The organism is Acidobacteriota bacterium, assembly GCA_040752915.1.
Taxonomy (GTDB): domain Bacteria; phylum Acidobacteriota; class UBA4820; order UBA4820; family DSQY01; genus JBFLVU01.
Genome location: JBFMHB010000052.1, coordinates 1 through 9,728 on the forward strand (window position 1 = coordinate 1; position 9,728 = coordinate 9,728).

Annotated in this window: 8 protein-coding genes; 2 read left to right on the top strand and 6 right to left on the bottom strand. The window is 71.0% G+C overall.

From position 1 onward, the window contains the following. The 6 genes from AB1824_09975 to AB1824_10000 all read right to left on the bottom strand — a co-directional run. The coding region (locus AB1824_09975) for a peptidylprolyl isomerase (GenBank protein MEW5765292.1) at positions 1-505 on the bottom strand (505 nt) is incomplete at its 3' end. Beyond that, positions 502-1,647 carry a PP2C family protein-serine/threonine phosphatase gene (locus AB1824_09980; protein ID MEW5765293.1) on the bottom strand — a complete coding sequence of 382 codons (1,146 nt, stop codon included), beginning with the start codon at positions 1,645-1,647 and terminating at the stop codon, positions 502-504. The genes AB1824_09980 and AB1824_09975, both read right to left, overlap by 4 nt. A gap of 62 nt (positions 1,648-1,709) precedes the next feature. Beyond that, positions 1,710-2,267: a hypothetical protein gene (locus tag AB1824_09985; protein MEW5765294.1), complete on the bottom strand. Its 558-nt coding sequence runs from the start codon at positions 2,265-2,267 to the stop codon at positions 1,710-1,712. A 177-nt stretch (positions 2,268-2,444) separates the two neighbouring features. Beyond that, positions 2,445-3,143, bottom strand: a complete 699-nt coding sequence (locus AB1824_09990) for an enoyl-CoA hydratase-related protein (protein MEW5765295.1) — start codon at positions 3,141-3,143, stop codon at positions 2,445-2,447. Positions 3,144-3,163: 20 nt separating this feature from the next. Next, entirely contained in the window at positions 3,164-3,883 is a 720-nt protein-coding gene (locus tag AB1824_09995) for a glycerophosphodiester phosphodiesterase family protein (GenBank protein ID MEW5765296.1), read from the bottom strand. Continuing rightward, a complete protein-coding gene (locus tag AB1824_10000; GenBank protein ID MEW5765297.1) occupies positions 3,880-4,404 on the bottom strand; it encodes a TspO/MBR family protein in 525 nt (174 codons plus the stop codon). The genes AB1824_09995 and AB1824_10000 overlap by 4 nt, the downstream gene beginning before the upstream one ends. A gap of 113 nt (positions 4,405-4,517) precedes the next feature. On the opposite strand from AB1824_10000, the gene AB1824_10005 reads away from it, so the two are divergent. Beyond that, positions 4,518-8,114, top strand: a complete 3,597-nt coding sequence (locus AB1824_10005; GenBank protein MEW5765298.1) for a protein kinase — start codon at positions 4,518-4,520, stop codon at positions 8,112-8,114. Between the two features lie 104 nt (positions 8,115-8,218). Then, positions 8,219-9,355: a hypothetical protein gene (locus tag AB1824_10010; protein ID MEW5765299.1), complete on the top strand. Its 1,137-nt coding sequence runs from the start codon at positions 8,219-8,221 to the stop codon at positions 9,353-9,355. Positions 9,356-9,728 lie beyond the last annotated feature (373 nt).

Genomic DNA, 9,728 nt, shown 5'->3' on the forward strand with positions numbered 1-9,728 from the left:
TTCCGGAGATCACCCGGCCGAAGGCGGCGAAGCCCTGGCCGTCGGGGTTTCTCCGGCCCCCGAAGTCCAGTTCGGGCTGGTCCCCCACGCACAGGAAAAAGTCGGAGGTGGCGGTGTCGGGTTCGGACCGGGCCATGGAGAGGGCGCCGTCCACGTGGCGAAGGCCCGTGACGGAGGTCCTCTCCAGGGGGATGGGCGGAAAGTCCTCTGCCTCCAGCCCGGGCTTGACTCCGGCCTGGACCACGCCGATTTTCACGGAGTTCTGGGGCTGATTGTCGGCCCGGACGGTGCGATGGAAGAGGCCGCCGTCGTACCGGCCCGCCTCCACGTACCGCAGGAAATTGGCGGCCGTGATCGGGGCGCGGACAAGGTCCACCTCGAGAAGAATGGTCCCCTCTTCGGTATGCAGGAGGACCTGGACAGGAGGGGCCTGTCCGGGAGGAGTGCGCGCGGCGCAGCCCGAGAGGGCTAGAAAGGCAAGAAACAGCGCGGCGCGGAGCCTCACGCGGGCGCCTCGGCGCTCCGGCCGCCCGCGTACCGGAGAACCACCAGGGAGAGGTCGTCGAAGGGCTTCTCCTCGCCCGAGAAGCGGTCCGCTTCCAAGAGGAGCCGGCGCCCCGCCTGCTCGGCGCCGAGCCCGCTCAATTGGGGAAACAGGGCCCTGAGGCGCTCTTCGGAGAAGAACTCTCCCGCGGTGTTGCGGGCGTCCGTCAGACCGTCCGAGTAGACGATCAGCAAGTCTCCCGGCTGGAGGTCCAGCGCTTGCTCCCGGTAGGCCGCGTCGGCGAAGGCGCCCACGGGGAGGGCGACCGACGGGAGCGTTTCCGCCGTCCCCTCGCGCACCAGGACGGGCGGCATGTGGCCGGCGTTGAGGAGGCGCACCCGCCCCTCTCTGGGGGCCACGACCATGAACACGAGGGTGGCGAACCGGCCGGGCAGACCGTCCCGCTCGAGGATGACGTTGGTCCGGTGCCCCAGGCGGGCCAGGTCCGGCGTCTCGGGGGCGATGGCCCGGAGGGTGGACTGGAGCTTGGCCATGAGCAGGGCGGCTCCGAGCCCCTTTCCCGACACGTCCCCGAGCACGATGCCCACGGTCCCCTCGTCGAGGGCCATGTGGTCCACGAGGTCCCCGCCCACGTCGTTGGCGGGCCGGGTGTAGAGCCAGGCTTCCCACCCCTCGACCCTCGGGTTCTCCTTGGGGAGAAGGGCCAATTGAACGGCGCGCCCCACCTCGAGTTCGTCCCGGGCCAGGAGCTTGTCTCGAAGTTCCAGCATGAGGACCACGAGGAGGATCACAACGCTGGCGGGGGCCAGGCTCACGCTGACGTTCACGTCCCCCGAGGCGAACCGGAGGTCGCCCATCACGAAGGTCCACAGGCTGAGAAGGACCAGGAGCCTGCGCACCGGGGTGAGCTTGAGGAAGAGGCTCCTCAGGAGGTACCACACGAGGGTCAGCCACCGGCGGAAGGCGCTCATGGACTCGAGCCGCCGCTTCCGGTCCTCGTCCAGGTAGAACTCGTAGAGGTCCCTCATGTCCCGCTTCAGGGTTTGGGTGAAACGTCCGCCCCCCATGTCGGAGGCGACGGTCCGGCCGAGGTCCTTCAAGTCCTGGGGAAGACGGGCGGAGATCTTCCGCGCGTGGCTCATCCAAACGCTCCCTGGGTTCTTACGCACCCGGCGCCCTCGATGTTGCGCGGGCCTTCCGGCGCTCAGTGGGTGAGGTACAGGTAGAGGTTGACCGAAGCGCCCCGGCCCGTGGTGTTGTAAAAGTACACGCGGTAGCGGGGGAAGGCCAGGGGAACCTCCATCGGATCGGAGTTGAAATAGGCCCCGTCACCGGATTGCATCTGTGCCGCCACCTCGAGGGGGAACTCGATGCGGCGCGCCTCTCGCAGGGCCCGGAGGACGGGTTCCTCGTCCGGGATGAGGACGGCCCCCACCAGTCCGGGCCGGAAGCCCGCTCCCTTCATCTCTCCCTGGAGGCACAGCACGGCGCGCCGGAAGCCCGCCGTCTCCACGGCGGGGGCTTGCACCGAATCGTCCAGGTCGTTTCGCTGAAGGGGCGGCACGACCACGTCCTCCCTCTTCACCTGGACTCCGGTCCGGGGCAGGTTGTCCACGGAAACCGTCCCTCCCACCTGCTGGAGGTTCGGGAAGTTGGTGACCCAGACCTCGTTGTCGGCCGCGGGCCTGGGATCCCCCGCTGGCCACAGGAGCCCCGCCGCGAACGCCGCCCCCGCCAACAGAAACCAAGCCGGACGCCTCATGACTTCGCCTCCCTTCCAGAGCCGCACCGCTCCCGCGCGGACGCCCCGCGGCCCCTGTTCTACCCGGCAAGACGCGGGAAAAGCGTGCGGCGTCTAGCGGAAGAGGTCGAAACGGATCGCCCCTCCCCCGGCCCGACGTCGCGTCCCTCACACACTTCTGATCCTGCAGCCGCCCCTTCACGCTTCCCCGGGAAGCCTCTCCTGGGGGAGAAGTTCCAGGGCCCGGCGCACGAGGGGCTCTCGCATTCGAGCCTTGGAAAGGGCGTAGGCCGTTGGATTGAGGGCCGTGAGCTCGGCCGCGGCCACCTTGGCCGCCTCCACGAGGTCCTCGACGCCAGCCAGCAGGCCGTCGAGGAACCCCGCCGAGGCCGCCTCGCGGGACGAAAAGGCCCGGCCGTGAAGGAGGGCCTGGGCATGCCACTTGGGCGGGATCGACGCCTGGGTGATGGCGAGGACCCAGGAGGGGAGCGGTATCCCCACGAGGACCTCGTTCATCTGCCACCGGAAGTCGCCCTCGAGGGCGTAGCGCCGGTCGCAGGCCAGGGCGAGGATCATCCCCCCCGCCACGGCGTGGCCCGTCACCGCGGCCACCACGGGGATTGGGAAAGTGAAGACGCGGCACAGGGTCCGCGCGAAGGTCTCGTGAAGCGACTTGAGCTGAGCCGGGGCCAGCGTGGGAAGGAGCTTCACGTTGAGGCCTCCGGAAAAGAAGCCTTCCCGGCCCGCCAGGACCACCGCCTTCGCTCCCGATGCCTGGGCCTTGTCCAGCGCCGCGCCCAATTCGAGGAAAAAGGCCTCGTCCATGGCGTTGGCCTTGCCGTCGTCCATGCGGACGATCCCCAGGGGTCCCTCCATCTCCACGAGAATCCTCGCCATCTTCTCCTCCCGCGAACTCGTCACAGGTCTAGGCGGCCCCCCAGGGCCTCCGCCACGCGCTCGGGATAATCCGTGAAGACGCCCGCCGCGCCCATATGGTACACGGTCCGGATATCCTCCGGGAGGTTCACGGTGAAGACCAGGACCGGAAGGCCCATGGATCGGGCCCGCTCCAAGTCTTCGCCGAGCGTCCCACGGAGGGGGAGGTGGAGCGCCTGGGCGTTCACCTCGCGAGCCAGCTCCATCGCGGGCCCGTCCGCCGACCGGGCGAGGACCGCCAGGGGGACCTCCGGGGCGCGCGAACGGAGAGACCGCAGTTCGTCGGCATGGAACGAAGAGGCGGTGAGATCCGCCCGTTCCCAGCCAGACCGCAGGGCCCCTCTCAGGAGCGGCGCCGCCAGGGCCCCCGCCCCCCGCCCCTTGAGCTCCACCACGAGCCCCGCACGGCCCCTCAGGAGGTCCAGGACCTCCGGGAGGAGGGGCACCCGCTCGCCCGATCCCGCGTCGAGGCGCCGGACCTCGTCGAGGGTCCAGTCCGAGAGGGCTCCCGACCCGTTCGTCGTCCGGTCCAGCGTGTCGTCGTGGATCACCACGAGTTCGCCGCCCAGGGGATGGACGTCCACCTCCACCCAGTCCGCGCCGAGTTCGAGGGCGCGCCGGATGGAGAGGAGCGTGTTTTCGGGAGCGTGGCCGGCGGCTCCGCGGTGGCCGATGCAAAGGAAGGGGCGGCGGGCGTTCACGGAACGCCTCGGGGATTCAGCCGCCAGAGGGCGGCGTTGAGGGCCGCGGCGTACGTCAGCCAGGCGAGGTAGGGCAGGAGGAGCATCCCCGCCGCTCGTCGGACCCGGAAGAAGGCAAGGGCGGTGGCGGCCGCCGCCGCGAGCAGGACCAGGATTTCCACCAGCGCCCAGCCCATCGCGTGGAGGCCGAAAAAGAGGGGGGTCCAACCCGCATTGAGGGCGAGCTGGAGAAAGAAGAGCCCGAGGGCGGCGCGGGCGCGGGATCCCCCGCCGGACCTCCAGACGAGAAAGGCCGCCAGGCCCATGGAGGCGTAGAGGTACGTCCAGGCCGGTCCGAAGAGCCAATCGGGGGGCGTCCAGGGGGGAGTGTTCAGGGAGTCGTACCAGGGACCCGGCGGGAAGAGGATCCCCGTCAAGGAGGCGGAAAAGGGGAGCGCGATCCAGATGGCCAGGCCGAACCAGGGAAAGGGCCGTCCGGACCGCCCCCCGTTCGTCTCCCCCGATGCGGTTCTCTTCGTCATGGGCTTCCTCCAGGCCCCCGGAAACGGCCTTGCCGGTCCCTGTCCGCCGAGGGACGGCCGGGGTCCTCCGGTCCTATGATATCCTTGACACACGTACCGCGTTGGGCTGGATCATGATCGGAACCCGCCTGGGAACCTACGAGATCGTGGAGGAGGTGGGCCGCGGCGGAATGGCCACGGTCTACCGCGCCTACCATCGCGCCATGGACCGGTGGGTGGCCGTGAAGGTCCTGCACGGTGCCTTCACGCAGGAGGAGGAGGCCCGAGTCCGCTTCGGGCGGGAAGCGCGGCTCATGGCGCGCCTGGAGCACCCCCACCTCCTTCCCATCTTCGATTTCGATCCGGACCACGAGCCCCCCTACCTGGTCACCCGCCTGCTGGAGGGCGGATCCCTGCGGGACGCCCTCCGCCTGGGCCCCCTTCCCCCGCAGGAGGCCGCCTTCCTTCTGGACCAGGTGGCCTCGGCCCTGGACTTCGCCCATCGGAAGGGGGTCCTCCACCGGGACATCAAGCCCTCCAACATCCTCCTCGACCTGGACGGGAACGCCTATCTCACGGATTTCGGGCTGGCCCGGCGGGGGGCCGCGGGCGATCGAGGAGGGGGCCTCACCCTCCCGGGGGCCATCCTCGGGACGCCCACCTACATGGCCCCCGAGCAGGCCATGGGCGCCGGCGGGATGGACTTTCGGGCGGACGTCTACGCGCTGGGCGCCGTCCTCTACGAGATGCTCACGGGCAGCCCGCCCTTTCCTGGGGATTCGGCCATCGCGGTGGCGGTGGCCCACATGAACGCGCCCGTGCCTTCGGCCCACCAGGCGGCCCCCCAATTGCCGGAAGCCGTGGATGGGGTATTGGGCCGGGCTCTCGCCAAGAGCCCGCGGGACCGATTCCTGAGCGCAGTGGATCTCTCGCGTGCCGCGGAGGCGGTTCTCGGGCACCTCTCCAACAGGGCCCCCGTCGTGCTTTCCCGGGCCGCCAAGCAATACGGCCGCTCGCGCGGCGGCGGCGCGTCGGATGGCCGGCGAACCACGCCAACCCCGGGAGCGGCGCAGGAGGGCGCGGAAAGGGCGCGCCCCCGACCCGGCTCCTCCGAACAGGTAGGGCTCGTGGTGGCGCTCACGGCCACGTTCTCCGAATGGCTCGAGCCCATGGAGGCCGAAGGGGGGGAGGAGGCGCGGCAGGAGGCGGCGCGGATCCGAATCCTTCTCGGCGCCACGGCGGCCGCCTTCGGCGCGTCCGTGGAGGGTCCGGCGGGGAACACGCTCCTGGCGGTCTGGGGCCTCGACGGGGTCCTTCCCGAGGGGGCTCCCGCAAACGCCGTCCGGGCGGCGCTGGCCCTCGCGGGAAAGGCGAGGGCCGCCTCGGGGGAAGATCCGCCCCCGCTCCAGGTGGGAATCGCCGCGGGTCCCGCCCTCTTGTCCGTTCGGGAGGAATCCAGCCGCACAACGGCCTCGGGCCCCGTCCTGTCACTCTCCTCGCGCCTGGCGGGCGCCGCCCCTCCCGGGAGCGTCCTCCTCTCCCCCGATGCCCTGCGGCTGGTGCGAGGGACCTTCGACCTCGCGGAAGGCCCCGCTCTCCAAATCCGGGGCAGGCCCGCTCCGTTGGCCACCTACAGGGTATTGGGCGAGAAGCCCACCCATCTGCGCCTTCCCTCGCCCACCTTCGAGGGCCTGGCGACCCGTACGGTAGGTCGGGAACGGGAGGGGGCCGCCCTTCGGGAGGCCTTCGAGGCGGTGGTCGCCGGGAAGGGCCCTCGGGTCGTGGCTCTCCTCGGCGAGGCGGGGATCGGCAAGTCGAGGCTGCTCGCCGACCTTCTCCACCACGTGGACCTCCGCTCCGAGCCCGCCTGGTTCTTCCTTGGGCGCGCCCAGCCCGAGGGGGCCCGGAAGCCGCTGGCCCTCTTCACGGACCTGCTGTCGAACCGCTTCGGCTCCTCTGTGGAAGCCCCGACGGATTCCTGGCGGGAACGGGTGCGGAAGGGCCTGGGCCCCTTCTTCCCCGAGACGGGCGGGGTGCCCGACGAAGAAACGGTGGAGAGCCTGGCTGGGCTTGAGGGAGCCCCGGATTCGGACGTGGCGCCCTCCGAGTGGGGCCGGCGCGCCGTCGAGGGGCTCACGCGGTTTTTCTCAAGGGCCTGCCGGATCCACCCCGTCCTTCTGGCCCTGGAGGACTTCCACGGCTGCGACGCGCTGTCCCTGGAGGTTCTCCGCCTCCTTCTGACGCGGGAGGAGCCCACCCCTGTGCTGGCCGTCTGTCTGGCGCGGCCCTCCCTCTACGCCCGCTTTCCGGCCTGGTCCGAGGGGCTCCCCGGCTTCTCCCAGTGGGTGTTGGGGCCCCTCGGCGAGGCGGAGGCGAGGGCCCTAGTCAAGGACCTGCTCCAGCGCGTCCGGGAGCTTCCGACCCCTCTTGCCGAGGGCCTCGTCCGGCGCGCGGAGGGGAATCCTCTCTTCTTGGAGGAGCTGGTGCGGACCCTCCTGGAGGAGGGAACCATCGTGCGTGAAGAGTCGGAATGGAAGGTGGATCCCTCCCGCCTGGCCGGCGGGACCCTCCCCACGAGCCTCCTGGGCCTTCTCAAGGCGCGGCTCGATCCCCTCTCTCCCGGCGAGCGCGTGGCCCTCCAGAGGGCCGCGGCGGTGGGCCGGGTCTTCTGGAACGGTGCCCTGGATCGCCTCGCCCGGGCCGACGGTCTCTCGCCCGACTTGGGCCGAGCCCTCCGGTCGCTCGAAGTCCGGGGCCTGATTCACCCCCATCCGGCGTCCAGCCTCCCCGGTTCGGAGGAGTTCTCCTTCGCGAGCCCGCTCTGCCGCGAGGCGGTGCTGGACACGGTGCCCCGCCGCCAGCTCCGGGCCTACCACTCGGAGGCGGCGGACTGGCTGGCCGAAAGACCGCGCCTTGGCGATCCGGAATTCGAATGGCGCCTCGCGGAACACCTGGAGCAAGGGGAGCGCGGTTCGGAGGCGGCCGCCCACTACCTTCGGGCGGGGGAGCGGCTCCTGGCGGTGGGATCGGTGGCCGAAGCGCGCTCGGTCCTCCAGCGCGCCGTCCGCCTCTCCGCCGAGAACTCCCTTACGGCCGCGGCGCGCCTGAGGCTGGCCGAGGCGATCCTCTCGGCGGGGGACCCCGCGGGGGTCTGGCCCCCGCTCGATGCGGTCCTCTCCTGGGCCAGGGAAACGGGAGAGAAGGACGTGGAAGCCGAGGCCCTCCTCCTGGCGGCCCGGGCGGACCTCGAAGCCGGAGGGGGGAGCGCCCGGGAACGTCTGGAAGCGTGTCTGGAGGCCGCCGGACCTCGGAAGAGGAGCCTGCAGGCGCGCGCGCTCCTTGTGCTGGGCCGTGTCGCCCTGTCCGAGGGCGGGGTCGAGGAGGCGGGGACCCACCTGCAACTGGGGCTCGATCTGGCCGGGGAAGTGGGGGAGGAATCCCTCGCCCGGGATTGCCTTCTGGCCCTCGGCGAGACGGCCCTGGCCGCGGGGAACCCGGAGGCCGCGGCGACCCGCTTCGAAGACTGCCGCCAGTCGGCGCTGAGGGCCGTGGATCGGGAGCGCCTCGCGGCGGCGCTCTGCGGCCTGGGCGAATCGGCCCTGGCCGGAGCCGGAGTCGGTCCTCCCCGGCCGTACTTCGAGGAGGCCGACTCCCTCGCGGTCGCCCTCGGAAACGAGGGGCTCCGGCGCCGTGCCGCCCGGGGTCTCGACCGGACCGGACCGGAACCCTGAGGCCGGACCGCAACTTCGCAGCCTCCGCCACCGTACTCCCTGACAAGGCCGGACGGCGGGGCCGGAGTCACCGCGTCCCCCGAAACGGGATGGTGGAGGGCGGCATGAACGTTCGTCGGATTTTCGGGACGGCGTGGGTGTGCTTGGCCGGGGCGGGCCTCTGGGCCGCGCAGAAACTTCCCGACGATTTGAGGAGACTCACCCCCGAGAGCCTGGGCGCCCGGCCCGCGGGGGAAATCCAGCGCCAGGCGGAGGAGGCCTACCGCGCGCGGGACTACGTGGAGTCCGCCCGCGCCTACGCCGAACTGCTCCGGCGGCGCCCCAACGCCCCGCTGGCCCTCTATAACCTCTCCTGCTGCTACGCCCTGCTGGGCGCCGCCGACAAGGCGGGGCTCTTCCTCGAGGCGGCCTTCGCCGCCGGCCTGGAGGACCTTGCCCTTCCCGACAGGGACCCCGACTTCGACGGGGTCCGAGGGGCCCCCTCCTTCCAGGCCTCCTTGAAGTCCGCGCGGGAGCGGGCCGCGCAACGAGAGCCCAAGGAGGGGCGCCGGATCGAATTCCCCGCCCGGGCCATGGAGCGGATGACCGTCCTGGAGCCCGAGGGCTACGACCCGGCCAGGGCCTACCCGCTGGTGATCGGCCTCCACGGCGCCGGCAGTTCGCCCGAGGAGTTCGCGCCGTTCTTCGGACCCGCCTTCCGAAAGGCCGGCGTCCTGTTCTGCACCCCCCAGGGGCAATACCCCGTCGCCGTGGCGGCCGAACGGCCCATCGGCTACCTCTGGTTCGAGGCCGAGGCCGGAACGGACCGCCGCGTTCCCCGGCCCGCCTCCAGAAAGCTCGCCGAGGAGTACGTGACGGCGGTCCTTGAGGCCGTGAAGACGACCCACAAGGTGGACATGGACCGCGTGTACCTCATGGGGTTCTCCCAGGGCGCCTTCCTGGCGTATTCGGCGGGAATCCGAGGCGGGGGGGCCTTCCGGGGGGTCATCCCCATCGGTGGGTGGCTGACGCCCGGGGATTTCTCTCCCCAGGAGATTTCTGCGGCGCGCGCCTCCGAGTTCCTCGTATGTCACTCCCCACAGGACCAGGGAATCCCCATGGCGGAGTGCGAGACTTCGGTGGAGTTCCTCCGCAAGGGCGGCGTCCCGGTGAGCCTCTTCACCTACGAGGGCGGCCACGTCATCTCGCCTCCCCTCGTGAGGAAGATCACCGACTGGATCTCCGAGACGTCCAGGCGGTGAGGGGCGGCTCCGGCCCGCCCATTCCCAGGAACGGACCGCGCGGGGGCGGCGCCTCGATCCGGCGGGCCGCCCAGCCCAAGAACGGCTTCACGGTGAATCCTCATCGCCGAAGCGCCCCATGCTTCGAGGGACGACCCAAGGAGGGGACGCGCGGCCTCTCTGGACCGAAAAAAGCGCTTCCGTAGTCCGCCTGGCCCTGCTATGCTCCAGCCATCCAAGGGAGGGAGCCATGACGGAACCGAATGTCGCGCCCCAAACACCGCCTACGGCGGCGCCCGTAAAGAAGAAGAGCGGGATCTGGAAGTGGTTCGCGTGCGGATGCGCGGTCCTGCTCCTGCTGGTCCTGGCCGTGGCCGGGGTCGCCGGATTCCTC